The organism is Nonomuraea sp. NPDC049624, assembly GCF_040675255.1.
GTDB lineage: Bacteria > Actinomycetota > Actinomycetes > Streptosporangiales > Streptosporangiaceae > Nonomuraea.
Genome location: NZ_JBFAOR010000009.1, coordinates 455,387 through 472,402, shown reverse-complemented (window position 1 = coordinate 472,402; position 17,016 = coordinate 455,387). Strand labels below are relative to the sequence as shown.

General features: G+C 73.7%; 14 protein-coding genes and 1 pseudogene. 6 read left to right on the top strand and 9 right to left on the bottom strand.

The annotated features are described in order from the left end of the window. Positions 1 to 21 precede the first annotated feature (21 nt). Both AB0J76_RS36010 and AB0J76_RS36005 read right to left on the bottom strand, forming a co-directional pair. Positions 22 to 1,062, bottom strand: a complete 1,041-nt coding sequence (locus AB0J76_RS36010; RefSeq protein ID WP_352330425.1) for a methyltransferase — start codon at positions 1,060 to 1,062, stop codon at positions 22 to 24. Next, on the bottom strand, positions 1,059 to 2,069 hold the full coding sequence (locus tag AB0J76_RS36005) for an ABC transporter substrate-binding protein (protein WP_352330426.1): 1,011 nt from the start codon (positions 2,067 to 2,069) through the stop codon (positions 1,059 to 1,061). Before AB0J76_RS36005 ends, AB0J76_RS36010 begins: the two co-directional genes overlap by 4 nt. A gap of 237 nt (positions 2,070 to 2,306) precedes the next feature. Between AB0J76_RS36005 and AB0J76_RS36000 the strand changes: the two genes are divergently transcribed. Next, the gene (locus AB0J76_RS36000) at positions 2,307 to 2,849 is read left to right on the top strand and encodes a GtrA family protein (protein WP_352330427.1); all 543 of its coding nucleotides are present in this window, start codon (positions 2,307 to 2,309) and stop codon (positions 2,847 to 2,849) included. Here the strand turns inward: AB0J76_RS36000 and AB0J76_RS35995 are convergent. Continuing rightward, positions 2,840 to 4,702, bottom strand: coding sequence for an ABC transporter ATP-binding protein (locus AB0J76_RS35995; protein ID WP_364392135.1), 1,863 nt, complete (start codon positions 4,700 to 4,702; stop codon positions 2,840 to 2,842). The two genes, AB0J76_RS36000 and AB0J76_RS35995, sit on opposite strands and share 10 nt — an antisense overlap. A gap of 7 nt (positions 4,703 to 4,709) precedes the next feature. Between AB0J76_RS35995 and AB0J76_RS35990 the strand changes: the two are divergent. From AB0J76_RS35990 to secD, 5 genes and pseudogenes are all read left to right on the top strand, one after another. Further along, positions 4,710 to 4,859 (top strand): annotated as a pseudogene (locus tag AB0J76_RS35990) (PT domain-containing protein); the annotation flags it as partial. 108 nt (positions 4,860 to 4,967) lie between these two features. Further along, the gene (locus AB0J76_RS35985) at positions 4,968 to 6,095 is read left to right on the top strand and encodes an esterase-like activity of phytase family protein (RefSeq protein WP_352330546.1); all 1,128 of its coding nucleotides are present in this window, start codon (positions 4,968 to 4,970) and stop codon (positions 6,093 to 6,095) included. A gap of 153 nt (positions 6,096 to 6,248) precedes the next feature. Next, complete coding sequence (locus AB0J76_RS35980; RefSeq protein ID WP_352330544.1) at positions 6,249 to 7,859, top strand: amidase; 1,611 nt, start codon at positions 6,249 to 6,251, stop codon at positions 7,857 to 7,859. Positions 7,860 to 7,914: 55 nt separating this feature from the next. Then, positions 7,915 to 8,304: a hypothetical protein gene (locus AB0J76_RS35975; protein WP_364392132.1), complete on the top strand. Its 390-nt coding sequence runs from the start codon at positions 7,915 to 7,917 to the stop codon at positions 8,302 to 8,304. A gap of 38 nt (positions 8,305 to 8,342) precedes the next feature. Then, positions 8,343 to 10,580, top strand: a complete 2,238-nt coding sequence (gene secD / locus AB0J76_RS35970; RefSeq protein ID WP_352331042.1) for a protein translocase subunit SecD — start codon at positions 8,343 to 8,345, stop codon at positions 10,578 to 10,580. Positions 10,581 to 10,629: 49 nt separating this feature from the next. Here secD and AB0J76_RS35965 read toward each other — a convergent pair whose 3' ends face one another. The 6 genes from AB0J76_RS35965 to AB0J76_RS35940 all read right to left on the bottom strand — a co-directional run bounded on the left by AB0J76_RS35965 (position 10,630) and on the right by AB0J76_RS35940 (position 16,944). Continuing rightward, positions 10,630 to 11,613 (bottom strand): alpha/beta hydrolase, encoded by a 984-nt coding sequence (locus tag AB0J76_RS35965; protein ID WP_364392129.1) that lies wholly within the window; start codon positions 11,611 to 11,613, stop codon positions 10,630 to 10,632. A 97-nt stretch (positions 11,614 to 11,710) separates the two neighbouring features. Next, positions 11,711 to 13,318: a GMC oxidoreductase gene (locus AB0J76_RS35960; protein ID WP_352325309.1), complete on the bottom strand. Its 1,608-nt coding sequence runs from the start codon at positions 13,316 to 13,318 to the stop codon at positions 11,711 to 11,713. Between the two features lies 1 nt (position 13,319). Next, positions 13,320 to 13,856 (bottom strand): carboxymuconolactone decarboxylase family protein, encoded by a 537-nt coding sequence (locus AB0J76_RS35955; protein ID WP_352325308.1) that lies wholly within the window; start codon positions 13,854 to 13,856, stop codon positions 13,320 to 13,322. Beyond that, positions 13,853 to 14,935, bottom strand: a complete 1,083-nt coding sequence (locus AB0J76_RS35950; protein ID WP_352325307.1) for a dihydrodipicolinate reductase — start codon at positions 14,933 to 14,935, stop codon at positions 13,853 to 13,855. Before AB0J76_RS35950 ends, AB0J76_RS35955 begins: the two co-directional genes overlap by 4 nt. Before the next feature lie 59 nt (positions 14,936 to 14,994). Continuing rightward, complete coding sequence (locus tag AB0J76_RS35945) at positions 14,995 to 15,471, bottom strand: TIGR03618 family F420-dependent PPOX class oxidoreductase (protein ID WP_352325306.1); 477 nt, start codon at positions 15,469 to 15,471, stop codon at positions 14,995 to 14,997. 33 nt (positions 15,472 to 15,504) lie between these two features. Next, positions 15,505 to 16,944 (bottom strand): MFS transporter, encoded by a 1,440-nt coding sequence (locus AB0J76_RS35940; RefSeq protein ID WP_352325305.1) that lies wholly within the window; start codon positions 16,942 to 16,944, stop codon positions 15,505 to 15,507. Positions 16,945 to 17,016 lie beyond the last annotated feature (72 nt).

The window sequence follows — 17,016 nt, the reverse complement described above, 5'->3', positions numbered from 1 at the left end:
GGGTGCGCGGCGGCCGGGGCCTCACGCCGGAGCCGGGCGCTGCCTGGCCACCACCAGGTGCAGCCCGTGGGGCAGCGGCTCGGTGCGGGCGACGTGCAGCCCCGCCGCCCCCAGCAGGCTCTCGACCTCGGTCAGCGTGCGTTCCTGGCCGCCACTGAACAACGTGAGCATCTTCATGTCCAGCGCGACCGCCGACGTGGGCGAGCGGTGCGGGTCGTCGTCGAGGACGGCGTCCACGATCCACAACTCGGCGCGGCCGTCCATCAGGGACGCCAGCCGCGCCAGCAGCTTGGCGGCCTGCTCGTCGGGATAGTTGTGCAGGATGTTGCCCAGCAGGTAGAGGCCCGCCCGGGGCAGCGGGTCGGTGAACATGTCGCCCTCGGCCACCGTGATGCCCGCCCGCCCGTCCAGGTGACGGCGGGCCTGCGCGGCCACCTCGGGCAGCTCGAACAGCACGCCGCGCAGCCGCGGACGGGCCGCCAGGATCGTGGCCAGGACGATGCCGGTGCCGCCGCCGATGTCGGCGACCGTGTCCACGCCGGTCACGTCCTGCTCGGCGAGCGCGCGGGCCACGGTGACGCTGCGGGTGGCCATGAACTCGTTGAACAGGGCGCCGGCCGCGGGCCGGGCGCCCAGCCAGGCGTAGGGGGAGTCCACCTGGTGCAGCTCCAGCGCGGCGGGCGCGCCCCCGATGATCGTCCGGTGCAGCAGGTCGGCCGAGTCGCGCCACAGCTCCTCGCCCCACATCAGCGCGGCGGGGGCCAGCGAGTCGTCCCGGCCGCTGGTGAGCAGGTCGCCCTCGCCGGTGAGCAGGTAGCGGCCGCGGGCGTCCCGCTCGACCAGCCGCAGGTGCTCCAGCGCCCGCAGCAGGCGGCCGAGCAGCATCTCGTCGGGACGGCCGGCGCCGCCCGCGGAGATCTCGTCGGCCAGCTCGTGCACGGCGCACGGCCCGGCCGCCAGCAGGTCGAAGACCGACAGCCGCAGGGCGGCCCGGACGGCGGCGTACAGGATGAAGTCGTCGATCAGGCGCAGCACCCGCGCCCGCTCCGGCGTCTCGCTCATGGGTTCCCCTTCCCCGACTCCCAGGCCGGACGGACGATCATGCTCTCCACCCGCAGCGGCGCGGGCAGGTAACGGAACCTCACCATGGTGTCCACCACCGACTGCAGCCCTTCGGGCTCCAGCGCGGCGGGGAACGAGCCGAGCGTGATCGTCGGCAGCACCTCACGCGGGATCTTCGTGTACGTGCCCAGCACCCCGGTGACCAGCCTGCGGTCCCGGGCGTCGAGCTGGGCGTGCGCCATGGCCCGCTGGAACCCGGCGACCGCCCGGGGGTGCGCGGCCGCGTACGCGGCGGTCGTGGCCCACCCCGCGATCGGCCACCCGGCGGGGACGTTCGCCATGGCGTCGCCCAGCGACCGGCCGCCCTGCCGGCGGTAGGCGGTGATGAACGGCTCGGTCATCCACGCCACGTCCACCGCGTGCGCGGCCAGCGCGGCCGGCATGTTGGGCAGCGGGATCTCCTTGAACGCGACGTCGTCCGCGGGCACCCCGGCCGCGGCGAGCACGGTCTCGGCGCTCAGCGTGCCGACCGAGCGCAGCGTGGCCACCGCGACGCTCTTCTTCGCGCCGCCGGAGCGCCGCAGGTCGCGCGCGTTTCTGATGGGGCTGCCGGGCGCCACGAAGAGCTGGAACGCGCCCGGCGCGGCGTGGTAGGCGTCGGCGACCAGCTTCAGCCGCCCCGGTTCGCGCCGCTGGTACAGGAACGCCGTCACGTAGTTGACCAGCCCGAACTCCAGGGCGCCGCCCTTCATCCGGTCGATCGCCGGGCCGCCGCCCTGCACGGTCACCGGCTCGGCCGACAACCCCTCGGCCGCGAAGTAGCCGCGGTCGCGGGCCAGGTAGACCAGCGCGCTGTCGGGGATCGGGATGACGCCGATCCTGATCTTCTCCGGCGGCGCGCCGGAACCGGCCGTCCGCGGGCCGCCGGGCGCGGCCCCGCCGCAGGCCGCGACCAGGACGGCCAGGGCGGCGAGCAGGAACGGCAGTAGGGGACGTAATCGTCTCACGGTTCTCCCTTCGAGGTCCGCCGCCGGCCCTCGCTCCCGCTGGCGGCCTGAACACAGGTCGGAACCAACGCCCTTGAGTGCACCATCGGGAGGCCCGCCTTGCAACGCCCGGTCAGAATGGGAAGGCCGCCGTGTCAGAACGCCCGTCCTTCGCGGTCCGGACGGATGAGAAGATCGAGAGTGCTCCGAATCGCAGAAGCAGTACTCGCGAGATTACCGGCGCCGCTGCAGGCGCTCGTGCTGAGGCACCGTGAACTGCTGAAGTTCGCGGTGGTCGGCGGGGCGACGTTCGTGGTGGACAACGCGGTGTTCTACGGGCTGAAGCTGACCGTCCTGGAACCGAAGCCGGTGACCGCGAAGATCATTGCGGTGCTCGTGGCGACGATCGTGTCCTACGTGCTCAACCGCGAGTGGTCGTTCCGGCTCAGGGGCGGTCGCGAGCGCCGCCACGAGGCGGGGCTGTTCTTCCTGGTCAGCGGCATCGGCCTGGTGCTCAGCTCGGCGCCGCTGTGGATCTCCCGGTACGTGTTCCGCCTGGAGGTCCCCGACGTGAGCGTGGCCGCCCAGGAGATCGCCGACTTCGTGAGCGCGCAGCTCGTCGGCACGCTGGTCGCCATGGTGTTCCGCTTCTGGGCGCTACGGAAGTGGGTCTTCCCCGACGAGAAGACCCACTCCGCCGGCGTGCGGCCGGTTGCCGTCCCCCGGTACCACGGACGCCGCACCCTGCCGGTGGCCAAGCGCAAGCCCCGTAGGTCCGGCGTCCGGCAGGGTCAGCGGTAGGCGGCGGCCTGGAGGGTGTAGAGCTCGGCGTAGAGGCCGTTGAGCGCCATCAGCGCCTGATGGTCGCCCTGCTCGGTGACCTTGCCGTGGTCGAGGACGTAGATCCGGTCGGCGTAGCGCACGCTGGCCAGCCGGTGGGTGATGAGCAGCACCGTGCGGCCCTCGGAGTGGTCGCGGATGCGCTCGAACAGGGCGTGCTCGGCGCGGGCGTCGAGGGCCGCCGTGGGCTCGTCGCAGATGAGCAGGTCGGCGTCGCGGTGGAAGCCCCTGGCCACCGCGATGCGCTGCCACTGGCCGCCGGACAGCTCGCAGCCGTCCTTGAAGCGGCGGTCGAGCAGCGTGCGGTAGCCGTGCGGCAGGCCGGCGACCACCTCGTCGGCCCCGGCGACCGAGGCGGCCGCGACCAGGGCGGGCTCGCCCTTGTCGGTGCCCATGGTGATGTTGTAGCGGGCGGTGAGCGGCCAGCGGGTGTGGTCCTGGGCGATGACGGCCGTGCGCAGGCGCAGGTCGTCGGGGGACACGTCGGCCAGGTCGACGTCGTCCCAGGAGACGGTGCCGGTGTCGGGCTCGTACAGGCCGGACAGGATCTTGGCCAGGGTGGTCTTGCCTGAGCCGTTCTCGCCCACGAACGCGATGACCTCGCCGCGCTTGATCTCGACTGTCACCCCGCGCAGCGCCGGCTGGTCGGCGCCCGGGTAGGTGAAGGTCACGTCGTCGGCCACGATGCGCTCGAACCCCTCGGGCACGGCCGCGGAGCGGGCGGCGGGCACGCGCCGCTCGGCGTCGGCGCAGAACTGGAGGAAGTCGGTGAAATAGAGGCCGTCCTCGTAGAGGCGGTTGGTGGCGTACAGGAGGTTGGCCAGCGAGGACTGGCCGGTCCTGATGGCCAGCACCGCGGTGCCCGCGACCGCGAGCGGGATCGCCGCCACGGCCAGCAGCACGCCCAGCGCGACGTAGACCAGGGCGGTGCCGAGGCCACCCAGTGCCTCGCCGACCAGGCCGGCCAAAGTCTGGCGTCTGGCCAGGGTGAGCAGCACCTCCTGCTCGGCCCTGGCGACGGCGTCGTACATGCGCAGCAGGAAGCCGCGCATGGTGAACGAGCGCACCTCGGCGGCGGGCTCGCGGTCGGCCAGCAGCTCGGCGATGATCCACTTGCGGCGGCGGGCGGGGATGAGGGAGTACATCGTCGAGTAGCGCATGCGGGCGCCGCGCACGGTGGCCCACGCGTCGGGCAGCACGGCCAGCAGCAGCAGCGGCAGCAGCACCGGGTGGAGCACCCCCAGCACGCCGGCCGCCGCCGCGATGCCGACGGCCGCCGTGACGACGTTGATGGCCGAGCTGACCACCGCGCTCGCCACGCTGACGCCGCGGATGTTGGCGCGTTCGAGGCTGTCGTGGAACTCCGGGTCGTCGTAGGCGACCAGCTCCACCTGACTGGTCAGGCCGTAGAGGCGTTCCTCGGTGTGGCGGGAGATCTGCGGGGTCAGGCGCGACTGCGCCCAGCCCGCGCCGGCCTGCACCACCGTGCGCAGCACGGCGGCCGCGCCGACCAGGACGAGGCTGGGCAGGGCGGCCAGCACCCGGTCGGGGGTCGGGCCCTCGCTGAACAGGGCGCTCAGCACGCCGGTGGTGGCCAGCAGGCCGAAGGCGGTGAACAGGCCGCCGAGGAGGTTGAGCGCGATGGTGGCCACGGTGTCGCGGGGGCCGGCCCGCCAGGCCATGCGCATCGCCTGGCTCACGAGCGAGGGCAGGCGCCTGGCGATGGTCAGGAAGCCGACCTCGGCCATCTTGTCGTTGTGGGCGTACCAGTCGGAGACGGTGATCTCACCGAGTTCCAGAGGCTCATCGGGCATGCGCTGAGTGTGCGGACGGGCACCGACAGTTTCCGCCGCCTCGCGCGCCGCGGTGACAGGACGGTGGCCCGTGCGCCACCGGCCTGTCCACGGCCCGACAGACGGCCCGACAGACGGCCCGACAGACGGCCCGACAGACGGCCCGACAGACGGCCCGCCAGGCAAAGACGCGCGGGCGGCGGCGTGTCCCGGTCGCCCCGGCGGGCGCGGCACGATTTCATGTCCCCCGGTCACTCCACGTAACCAGAACGACACAGGGGACGGAATGCGAAGAATCACGGGGTTCGCGGTCGCGTGCGCGGTCGCCATGAGCGTCACCCAGCCGGCTTGGGCGGCCCCGCGGGAGGAGGTCCGCATCACCCGTTATCTGGGGGAGCAGCGGCTGCCGTACCTGATGCAGTTCGACGGCACCACCGTCGGCGGGGTGTCGGGCATCGACCGCGACCCGCGCACCGGCGCCTGGTACCTGATCTCCGACGACCGCTGGCGCTACGGTCCCGCCCGCTTCTACACCGCCCGCCTGGACATCGACCGGGACTCGGGCGCGTTCACCGGCATCAGCCTGACCGGCGTCACCACGCTGACCAGACAGGACGGCACCCCCTACCCCGGCTACGGCAAGCCCGGCTCGGCCGACCCCGAGTCCGTCAGGTACGACCGCTGGTCCGGCCGCCTGCTGTGGGGCGACGAGGGCGACCGCCCCGACGCCGGCCACCCCGACCTGCCGCTGGCCGCCTCCGGCGTGCGCGCCGCCGACCTTCAGGGCCGTCACCTGGGGGACCTGCGCCTGCCCGGCAACCTGCGCCTGACCACCACCGAGCACGGCCCGCGGCGCAACGCCGGTTTCGAGGGCCTGGCCGTCACCGCCCGCCGGATCACGGCGATGACCGAGGGCCCGCGGTACGAGGACGGCGAGCCGCCCACGGTCCGGCACGGCGCGCCCGCCCGGCTCACCGTGTGGGACCGGCGGGGCGTCCCGCGCGGCCAGTTCGTCTACCCGCTCGACGCGCTCCCGGCCGCGCCGGTGCCGCCCACCGGGGAGTCCGACAGCGGGATCTCGGAGATCCTGCCCATCGACGACCACCGCTACCTGGCCCTGGAACGCTCCTGGATCGAGGGCGTCGACTACAAGGTCAAGCTGTACGAGATCGACCTGACGGGCGCGACCAACGTGCTCGACCGGGACGACCTCAGCGCGGGCTACCGGCCGGTCAGCAAGCGGCTGGTCTACGACCTGGGCGACTTCCGGCCGCCGGTGCAGAACCTGGAGGCCATGTCGTGGGGGCCGCGCCTGGCCACCGGGGAGTGCACGCTGGTGATCGGCTCGGACGACAACTTCAGCAGGAACGAGGTCAGCCAGTTCACGGCCTTCGCCGCCACGGGCTGCCCCTGACGCCCCGCCACCGGTCCGGGGGCGCGGAGGAAGGGCCCGCCCCGCCGCCGGCCCGGACCCCGCGCCCGCGGGGACCGGCCCGGACCGAGGGTGGCGGATATATACGAATTGGAATATTTTCCCGGGAAAGCATCATGGCTACGCTCGACAGCCATGACTCTCCTGAAGCCCGCACGCCGGGCGGCCGCCGCTCTGGCGCTCGCGCTGGCCGCCGGGTTAACCGCGGCCGTCCCCGCGCACGCGCGCGAGGCGGCCCCGCCGTCCGCCGGCACCGTCCTGCGCGGGCTGGACCTCGACCGCGCCACCGTGCTCGACCTGCAACGCGCCATGGACCGCGGACGCTTCGACGCGGTGACGCTGACCCGCTTCTACCTCGACCGCATCCGCGCGGTGGACCCGCTGCTGCACGCGGTCGTCCAGATCAACCCAGGCGCGCCGGCCGAGGCCGAGCGCAGCGACCGGCGTCGCCGCCGGGGCGCGCACGGGCCGCTGGAAGGCGTCCCGGTCCTGCTCAAGGACAACATCGACACCGCCGCGCCGCTGCGCACCACCGCCGGCTCGCAGGCGCTGCTCGGCGCCCGGCCGGCCGCGGAGGCGTTCATCGTCCAGCGGCTGCGCGCGGCCGGCGCGGTGATCCTGGGCAAGGCCAACCTGTCGGAATGGGCCAACTTCCGCTCCAGCCCGTCCTCCAGCGGGTGGAGCGCGATCGGCGGGCAGACCAACAACCCCTACGTCCTCGACCGCAACCCCTGCGGGTCGAGCAGCGGCTCGGCGGTCGCCGCCGCCGCCACCCTGGCCGCCGTCACCATCGGCACCGAGACCGACGGCTCGATCGTCTGCCCGGCCGGGATCAACGGCGTGGTCGGCATCAAGCCCACGATCGGGCTGGTCAGCCGGGCCGGCGTGGTGCCGATCTCGGCCCGGCAGGACACCGCGGGGCCGATCACCAGGAACCTCACCGACGCCGCCGCCGTGCTCTCGGCCATCCAGGGGCCGGACCCGCGCGACCCCGCGACCGTCCCGGGCGGCGACCGCGACTACCTCAAGGCCCTGCGTCCCGGCGCGCTGAACGGCGCCCGCGTCGGCGTGTGGCGCTCGGTCGCGGGCGACAACCAGGAGGTGCGCGCCGCCCTGGACGCCGCCGTCGCCACCCTCAAGGCCCGCGGGGCGACCGTGGTGGACGTCGAGCTGGAGGGCGTGGACCAGGCCGGCGAGGCCGAGTTCCCGGCGCTGCTGACCGAGTTCAAGCACGACCTGAACGCCTACCTGGCCGCCACCCCCGGACGGCACCCCGCCGACCTGGCCGGACTGATCGACTTCAACCGCCGGCACGCCGGGACCGAGCTGCGGTACTTCGGCCAGGAGGTCTTCGAGCAGGCCCAGGCCACCACCGGCGACCTGGACGACCCCGCCTACCGCGCCCTCCGCGACCGGGCCACCACGCTGGCCCGCCGCGCGATCGACTCGGCGATGGCCGCCGGCCGCCTGGACGCGCTGCTCGCCCCCACCAACCACGCCGCCTGGCTGACCGACCTGACCAAGGGCGATGACTTCACCGGCTTCGTCTCCTCCTCCGCCCCCTCGGCGATCTCCGGCTACCCGGCGGTCACCGTCCCGGCCGGGTACGCCAGGGACGTCCTGCCGCTCGGCGTCACGTTCTTCGGCGGGCGCTTCTCCGAGCCGTCCCTGATCGCCCTCGGATACGCCTTCGAGCAGGCCACTCAGGTCCGCAAACCCCCGGCGTACCTGCGCACCCTGCCCTGAGCGGCCCGGCGGCGGGCTACGGTAGGGGCGACGGCCACGACGGGAAGGAGGCGAGGTGCGCACCAGGCTGCCCGCCGCGCTGCTTCTCGTCCTGTCGTGGCTGCTCCCCGCGACGGGCCATGCCGAGGTCGCCGCCCAGGTCGCCGCCCCGGCCGTCACACAGGCCGTCACGCAGGCCGTCGAGCAGGTCACGGCGGTCCAGGCGGCGGCCGACCGGCTCGCCGTCGCCCAGCTCGGCTCCACCCCGCCGCCGCCTCCGCTCGCGCAGGTCAGGCAGGCGGGGCACGACCAGGCCGGGCCCGGCGGGCAGGCGCTGCCCGCCGCGGCCCCGGCCCGGTCGCTCCACGTCTGGTCGGCCGTCGTACGGCGGCCCGCCGTCCGTGTCGCCGCCGACCGCCCCGGCGGCGCGGCGGCGGCCCGCGCGCCTCCCTCCACAGTGCTCTGAAGATCCCTCTTCCGCACACCTGAGCCTGTGGAGGCCTCATGTCACGTGCGCCCATGTGGCGCGCGCTGGCGGCGTTCGCCGTCATCGCGACCTCGATCATCCTGTCCCTCACCGCCACGCCACGCCTCGGCCTCGACCTGCGCGGCGGTACCCAGCTCGTCTTCGAGGCCAGAGACTCCCCGACGGTCACGGCCGACTCCTCGGCCACCGACCGCGCCCTCGACGTGCTCCGCCGCCGGGCGGACGCGCTGGGGGTCGTCGATCCCACGCTGGCCCGCTCCGGCGAGAAGCGGATCATCGTCGAGCTGCCCGGCGTGCTCGACCCGAGCAAGGCGGCCGAGGTCATCGGCCGCACCGCCCAGCTCGCCTTCCACCCGGTCACCGGCCCCGGCAAGGCCGGGGACGCCACCGCGCTGCCCGACGAGAGCGGCAGCCCGCTCGCGCTCGGCCCGGCGGCGATCAGCGGCGACGGCGTCAGCGACGCCACCGAGCGCAGCGACCCGCAGCGCGGCCCCGGCTGGTCGGTCACGGTCGACTTCCGCGACGCCGACGCCTGGCAGCGGATGACCGGCGAGGCCGCCTGCCAGCCGGCGGGCGACCCGAAGCGGCGCGTCGCCATCGTGCTCGACAAGAAGATCATCTCTTCGCCGCAGCTCGACCCGTCCGTGCCGTGCGGCGCCGGCATCCCTGGCGGCAACACCGAGATCACCGGGTCCTTCACCCACGAGGAGGCCCGCGACCTGGCCGTGCTGATCAAGGGCGGCGCGCTGCCCGTGCCGCTCGACCTGGTCGAGCAGCGGACGGTCGGCCCCACGCTGGGCGCCGACGCCATCGAGGCCAGCGTCAAGGCCGCGATCGCCGGGCTGGTGCTGACCGCCCTGTTCATCGTCGTGATCTACCGCCTGTCCGGCCTGCTCGCCGCCATCGCGCTCACCTGCTACGGCCTGATCTCCTACGCCGCGCTGGTCGCGATGGGCGCGACGTTCACGCTGCCCGGCCTGGCCGGGTTCGTGCTGGCCATCGGCATGGCGGTCGACGCCAACGTGCTCGTCTTCGAACGCGCCAGGGAGGAGTACGGCCTGGCCCCGGCCCGCGGGCTCGCCCCGGCCCTGAACCGGGGGTTCAAGAACGCCTGGAGCGCCATCGCCGACTCCAACGTCACCACGCTCATCGCCGCCGCGCTGCTGTTCGGGCTGGCCTCCGGCCCGGTCAAGGGGTTCGGCGTGACGCTGGCGATCGGCGTGCTGGCCTCGCTGGTGTCGGCCATGCTGATCACCCGCGTGCTCACCCATGCCGTCATCGGCCGGATCGGGCCGCGCCTGTCGGGGCTCGGCTCACCGGGCGCGGTCCGTACGTTGCTGGCCCGCCGGAACCCCCAGCTCATGAAGGCCAGGAAACTGTGGCTGGCGGTCGCGGGCGGCCTGGTCGTCGCGGCGCTGGCCGGGCTGTTCACCCGCGGCCTCGACTTCGGGGTCGAGTTCACCGGCGGCCGGCTCGTGGAGTTCGGCACCTCCAGGCCGGTCGACGCCGACACCGCCCGGCGGCTCGTGAGCGAGGCCGGCTATCCGGGCGCGGTCGTGCAGGCCGCCGCCGACGGCGTGACCGTGCGCGCGGGGCAGCTCGACCCGGCCAGGATCCAGGCCGCGCTGGAGGGCCAGGGCGGCGAGGTGAGCAAGGCGCGCGACGAGTTCATCGGCCCCACGCTGGGCGAGGAGCTGCGCCGCAACGCCGTCATCGCGCTCGGCGTGGCCGTGGCGGCGCAGCTGCTCTACCTGGCGGTGCGCTTCCGCTGGACGTTCGGCACGGCGACCGTGCTGGCGCTGCTGGTGGACCTGGCCGTGGTGATCGGGCTGTTCGCCTGGCTCGGCAAGCCGGTGGACGGCGTGTTCCTCGCCGCGATGCTGACCGTGGTCGGCTACTCGGTCAACGACAAGGTGGTGGTGTTCGACCGGGTGCGCGAGCTGTGGGCCGCCCGCCGCACCGCGCCGCTGGCCGAGGCGGTGAACACGGCGATCCTGCAGACCGTGCCGCGGACCGTCAACACCGGGCTCGGCGCGCTGTTCGTGCTGGTCGCGCTGGCCGTCTTCGGCGGCGACTCGCTGCGTGACTTCGCGATCGCGCTGGTCACCGGCATCGTCGTGGGCACGCTGACGTCGTCGTTCGTGGCCGGCCCTGCGGCCATCGAGCTGGCCCGCTACGACCGCCGTCCGGCCCCCCAGCCGCCCGCGCCCAAGGCCGCCCGGCGGCCCCGCGAGGGCTCGGGAGCCGTGTTGTGACCGGCGCCGCGGGCCCGCCTCGCGCGGGGCGGGCCCGCGGCGCCGCGGGTCAGAGCCGGGTCAGCCAGTCCAGGAGGATGGCGTTGACCTCGTCGGGCCGTTCCTGCTGGATCCAGTGGCCGCAGTCGTCCAGGAGGCGGGAGGAGACCAGGCCGGGCAGGGTGGTGGGGAAGGCGTCGATCGCGCCGGACAGCCACTGGGTCGTGTCGTCCTGCGCGCCGCCGACGAACAGCGAGGGCTGGACGATGGGCGCGCCGTCGTGGGGCGCGAGGTCTTCCCAGTCGCGGTCCATGTTGCGGTAGCGGTTCAGCGCGCCGGTCAGGCCGGTGCGCTCGAACTCGGCGGCGTAGAAGTCGAGGTCGGTCTCGCTCAGCCAGCCGGGCAGCGGGCCGCCGGCCGGGAACCGGTCGCGCATCCTGCCGCCCGGGGCCACGAACAGCGGGTGGGGCGCGTCCGGGCCCGGCTTGGTGTCGGCGGACAGGGCCGCGTACGTGCCCGCCAGCCAGCCCCGGACGTCCGGCTCGATCTCGGCCTCGGCCCGGCCGGGCGTCTGGAAGTAGCTGACGTAGAACTCGTCCGTCCCGCCCATGGCGGCGAACGTCTCGGTGGGACGCGGCCCGCCGTGCGGCGTGTACGGCACGCTGAGCATGGCGACCGCGCGGAAGACGTCCGGCCGCAGCAGGGCGCTGTGGGCCGCGATCGAGGAGCCCCAGTCGTGGCCGACGATCACCGCCGTCCGCTCGCCCAGCGCCCGCACCACCGCCACGCCGTCCTCGACCAGCTCGGTCATCCGGTACGCGGCCACGTCCGCCGGCTTGGACGAGCGGCCGTAGCCGCGCACGTCCACCGCCACCGCCCGGTACCCGGCGGCGGCCAGCGCCGGGAGCTGGTGCCGCCAGGAGTACCAGGACTCCGGGAAGCCGTGCACCAGCAACACCAGCGGCCCCTGCCCCGCCTCCACGAGATGGACCCGGCCGGCGGGGGAGGGCACCAGGCGGTGGACGCCCTCGGCGACCGGGGTGAGCTGCGACATCGTTCCTCCACGCACATGAGTCCTGGCCTGTCACCAGGATCATGCGCGGCCCGTGCCGCGGCCCGCCAACTCCGTTGCCGTTTCGGCAAACCCTGCGTTAAAGGTCGGTGGCGATGATCTTCTCGATGTTCCGCTCGGCCAGCGCCGTGATGGTGACGAACGGGTTCACCGTGGTGTTGCCCGGGATCAGCGAGCCGTCGATGACGTACAGGCCGGGGTGCCCGGTCAGGCGGCCGTAGTTGTCGGTGGCCCTGTTGAGCACCGCGCCGCCGAGCGGGTGGTAGGTGAGGTGGTCGCCCCAGATCTTGTACACGCCGAACAGGTCGGTGCGGTAGATCGTCCCCTCCTTGGCGTTGATCTTATCGAAGATCGTTTTCGCCATGTCGATGGACGTCTGCTTCCAGGCGGTCTGCCAGCTCAGGTCCACCTTGCCGGTCGCGGCGTTCCAGGAGAACTGCGCGCGGCGCGGGGTGTTGGTGATCGACAGGTAGAACGAGGCGTACGTCTCGATCCCGGTCGGCAGCGGCGCCACCTCGGCGAACGCGCCCCCGGCCGTCCAGTTGTCGATGCCCGCGCACGGGATGGCCGACTGCAGCTTGCCGGTCGGGTCCCACAGGTGGTTGGCCCGGCCGCACATGACGTTGCCGTTGTCGCCCCAGCCCTGGCCGACCTCGTCGTTCAGACCCGGCAGCGCGCCGGTGGCCTTCAGCCTGACCAGCAGCTTGCTCGTGCCGACGCTGCCCGCGGCGAAGAACACCCGGGCGGCCGTGACGGTCTTGGCGGCGGTGACCGAGCCGTCGGTGGCCAGCTGGTCGATCCGGACGGTGTAGCCGCCGCCCGCCGCCGGGGCGACCGAGGTGACCTGGTGCAGCGGCGAGATCGTCACCCTGCCGGTCGCGCGGGCCCGCGCCAGGTAGGTCTTCTGCAGGGACTTCTTGCCGTGGTTGTTGCCGTAGAGGATCTCGCCGGCCAGCGCCGACTGGGTGGCCGTGCCGGCCGCCTCCTGCTTCATGTAGTCCCAGTCGTACACGTCGGGGACGAAGGTGAACGGGAAGCCGGAGCGCTGGGCGTGCTTGCGGCCCACGCGGGCGTACTGGTAGCACGCGGTGGTGTCGAACCAGGCCGGGTCCACCAGGCCGACGCCGAGGCCGGAGTTGGCGCGCGGGTAGTAGACGCCGTACATCTCGTCGGCGTCGACCGACGGCAGCACGGCGGCGAAGTTCTCCCGCTTGGGCGTGACGGCCATGCCGCCGTTGACCAGCGAGCCGCCGCCGACGCCGCGGCCCTGGTAGACCGTGATGCCGGCGAACTCCTCGGCGTCCAGGATGCCGGTGTAGCGGGGGATGTCCCGGTCGATGGGGAAGCCGAGGAAGTAGTTGAGCGGCGCCTTGGTCCTGGTGCGCAGCCAGTAGGAGCGATAGTCGGGCTCGCGCGTGTTGCAGAAGATCTTGCCGTCCGAGCCGGGCGTGTCCCAGGCCATGCCCATCTCGATCATGTGCACCTCGACGCCCGCCTGGGCCAGGCGCAGGGCGGCCACCGAGCCGCCGTACCCGGTGCCGATCACCAGGACGGGCACGCGGGCGCCGTCGGCGATCGGCCCGTCGCCGGCAGCGGCGGTGGCGGTGGCGGCGGCGCGGCCGGGCAGTGCGGCGGCGCACAGGAGGGAGGCGGTTCCGGCGATGAAGGTGCGGCGGCTGGTGTTCATGTCACGTGCCCTCGCTCGGTCGGTCTGACGCGGACTCGGTCGGTCGGACGGAGGGTGCCGGGCCGCCGGTCAGCATGCAGGCCGTGTCCAGGCCCAGCACGTGGTTGAGCCGGCCGAAGGCCCACCAGGAACCGATGCTCATGCTCAGTTCCACGATCTCGTTCTGGCTGTAGTGCTCGGTCATCCGGGACCAGAACTCCTCGTCGAGCCCGTGATGGTCCAGGGCGTAGCGCTCGGCGTACTCGGCGGCGAGCCGGGTGCGCGCGTCGAAGGCGTCCGTGGCGCGCCAGTCCGCGACCGCGTCGGCGAAGCCGTCCTCGACCTTGACGCCGTCGCGCTCGGTGCGCCAGTCGAGGCAGAAGACGCATCCGTTGATCTGCGCGATCCGCAGCCGGGCCGCCTCGAACTCGCGCAGGCCCAGCGTGGTGTGGGCGTAGACGGCCATGGAGAACTTCGAGGCGGCGGTCCCGATGCCGGGGACCAGCTCGCCCCAGACGTAGGCGATCGGGTCCTTGCCGCCCGGAACGTCGACGATCATGGGTTCTTCCTTCCGAGCCGGCCGGACGCGGGACGCAGCGGGACGTCGAGCGCGTCGTACAGGCCGGGCGGGGCGGCGGCGAGCCAGTCGATGGCGTTCACCAGCCGGCCCGCCGCGGTGGCGTTCCCGCCCGCCGAACGGCTGCCGCCCTCGTCGGTGGCCTCGATCGTGACCTCGATGCGCGGGCGGCCCTCGACGATGACCCGGTGGGCGCCGTCGCCGCCGTCCGGGGGCAGCGGCCAGTCGGGGGCGCAGGCGGGGTGGATGCGGGTGACGTGCTCGATCACGATGCGCGGCTCGCCCTCGACGACGCCCTGCACCTCGAAGCGCACCGCGCCCTGGGTGCCGGCCTCGAAGTCGCCCATGCCGGCGGTGGTGACCGTGCGGTCCAGCGGCCGCCGCTCCACGACCTCGCGGATCTCCTCCAGCGTGACGCCGAGGGCCCGCGCCATCAGCCGTACCTGCCCGCCCCACACCATGGACGGGACGGTCGGGGCGATCATCGGCGGCTCGTAGTCCATGGGCTGGCCCATCCCGACCATGTACCGGACGGCGTCCGGGCGGTCGTAGCCGGAGTAGTCGAAGATCTCCTGGCAGCGGATGGCGTCCACGACCGAGCCGAGGCCGCTGAGCAGCAGGGGCAGCAGGTCGTTGCCCCAGCCGGGGTCGATGCCGGAGGCGAACAGCGAGCCGCCGCCCTCGGCGACGGCGGCCAGCACCTGGTCGCGCAGCTCGGGCGGGGCGCCGCGGTGGTCGTAGAGGGCGTACAGGGAGGGCGTGACGACGACGGCGCCGGCCCGGACGGCCCGCAGGACGTCGGCCAGGGCGTCGTCGGGACGCAGGTCGCCGGAGGCGGCGTACACGACGGCCCTCGGGCGGGCGGCCAGGACGGCGGCGGCGTCGTCCGTGGCGGTGACGCCGAGGTCGCGGCCGAGCCCGGCGAGCTCCCCGGCGTCGCGGCCGGCCTTGTCGGGGGAATGCACGACGACGGCGGTGAGACTGAGGTCGGGATGGGCCTCCACGGCCCTGATGGCGGCGCGGCCGACGTTGCCGGTACCCCACACCACGGTGGACGTCATGGGCGGAGCGTAGCAAGCGCTTGGTTTGGTGTACAGGGCCCGGCAACCGGGGGCGCCGGTCAGGCGGCGTCGAGGGCGATGCCGTACAGGTGGTCCACCCGGATCCTGATGACCAGGCGGCGGGCCCTGGCCATCTCCGCCAGGAAGGCGGCCTCGTCCGCCGGGTCGGGGAAGCCGCCGGCCATCTCCAGCAGCTCGCGTCCGGTGGCGTCGCCGGGGGTGAGCGACGGCTCGGAGACCTCCGCCCGTCCTTCGGCGACGGCGTACGACAGGACGTCGTCGCCCTGCAGGTGCACCGTCGCCCGCGGGTCGGCGAGCAGGTGCCGCACCTTGACGCGGCCCTCGGCGGAGGAGATGCGCAGGACGCGTCCGGCGGCGTCCCAGCGCAGGGCCATCGAGGCCAGGTGCGGGCGGCCGTCGCGCCTGAGCGTCGCCAGCACGCCGAAGGGCTGGCGGGCGAGGATGCGCAGCAGTTCGTCCTCGGTGAGGGGGCGGGCGCCGGGGCCCTGTCCGGGTCCGTAGGCGGGCTCGGTCATGATGATCGGCTCCGTTTCGCGGTGGAAGGGGGATCAGCGGGCGGCGGGCTCGTCGAGCCGCGACGCCTCGGCGGACGCGGCGGCGCGGGGACGCCGCAGGACGGCCAGGGCGACCACGACGGCCGCCGCGAGCAGCCCCGCCGAGGTGGCGAAGGCCAGGTGGTAGCCGCCGGTCAACGCCGCCGCCTCGGCCGCCCCGCCGGCGCGCAGCTCCTGCGTACGGGAGGCCGCCAGCGTGCTCAGGACGGCCACGCCCAGCGCCATGCCGATCTGCTGGGTGGTGTTGAACACCCCCGAGGCCAGGCCGGCGTCGTCCGCGCGGGCGGCCGACATGCCGAGCGTGGTCAGCGCCGGCAGCGCCAGCCCGCCACCCGCGATCAGCACCATGACCGGCAGCAGGTCGGTGACGTAGTCGGCGTCCACCGGCACCCGCGTGAGCCAGGCCATCGCGGCCAGCAGCAGCACCAGCCCGGCCAGCAGCACGGCCGGCGCGCCGAGGCGGGCGCTGAGCCGCGCCGACACGAACAGCGACACGCCGCCGATCGCCACGGCCGCCGGGAGCATCGCCAGCCCGGTGGCGAGGGCGCCGTACCCGAGCACCTTCTGCATGTAGAGCGCGACGATGATCTGGAAGGCGAACATCGCTGACAGCGCCAGCATCTGCACGACGTTGGCCCCGGCCACGTTGCGGGAGCGCAGCACGCGCAGCGGCATCAGCGGCGTGCGCGCGGTGGCCTGGCGCAGGAAGAAGCCGGCGAGCAGGGCCAGCGACACCGCGCCGAACGCCAGGGTGTGCGCGGCGAGCCAGCCGTGCTCCTCGACCTTGACCACGGTGTAGATGCCCAGCATCAGGCCCGAGGTGACCAGCAGCGCGCCGGTCACGTCGGCGCCCCGCGCGAGGCCGAGGCCCCGGTCGGCGGGCAGCGCGGGCAGCGCCAGCACGATCGTCGCCAGCCCGATCGGCAGGTTGATGAAGAAGATCCAGTGCCAGCTCAGCGCGTCGGTGAGCACGCCGCCGAGCACCTGCCCGATCGACGCGCCGGCCGCGCCGGTGAAGCTGAAGACCGCGATCGCCCGGCCCCGCTCGCGCGGCTCGGTGAACAGCGTCACCAGGATGCCGAGCACGACGGCCGAGGCCATCGCGCTGCCGACGCCCTGCAGGAAACGGGCGGCGATCAGCAGGCCCTCGCTGTTCGCCATGCCGGCCAGCAGGGACGCGCCGGTGAACACCGCGTTCCCGGCCAGGAACATCGTCCGGCGGCCCACGAGGTCGCCGAGCCGTCCGGCGAGCAGCAGCAGCCCGCCGAAGGCGAGCAGGTACGCGTTGACGACCCAGCTCAGCCCGGCGGGGGAGAACCCCAGGTCGCGCTGGATGGCGGGCATGGCCACGGTGACGATGCTGCCGTCGAGGATGGTCATCAAGGCGGACGTCGACAACACGGCCAGGGCGGTGCGCCGGGAGGTGAGGGACATGGTCGTCTCCTGTTCAAGGGATGCAACAGGAGAGACCGTAGCAGATAGTTCCGTTACAGACGATATGTCACG